Source organism: Paenibacillus sp. GbtcB18 (assembly GCF_019091125.1).
GTDB classification, from domain to species: Bacteria; Bacillota; Bacilli; order Paenibacillales; family NBRC-103111; genus Paenibacillus_F; species Paenibacillus_F chitinolyticus.
In genome coordinates, this window is sequence record NZ_JAGXJX010001013.1 from 1 (window position 1) to 229 (window position 229).

1 protein-coding gene is annotated in these 229 nt (G+C 69.0%); it reads right to left on the reverse strand.

Annotated elements, in window-relative coordinates:
- Positions 1 to 229, reverse strand: a 229-nt coding sequence (locus KVT34_RS31520) for a M20/M25/M40 family metallo-hydrolase (protein WP_369016311.1), incomplete at both ends; no start/stop codon positions are given.

The window sequence follows — 229 nt, forward strand, 5'->3', positions numbered from 1 at the left end:
GGCCCTCTTCCCGGGCGTCGAAGCCCCCCGCATCCGCCATCAGCGGGCCTTCCTTGATGCGGAGCGTCCCGCACGGCAGATCCGGCTTGTTGTGCAGCCCGGATACGGCCCGCACGTTCTCCAGCGCTCCGCTGCCGATCACGTTGAGGGCTCCGCTCGCTTTCTCCTCGGCCGGCTGGAACAAGAGGCGGACCGAGCCCGGGAGCTCCTTTTCCTGCTGCTTGGGCTG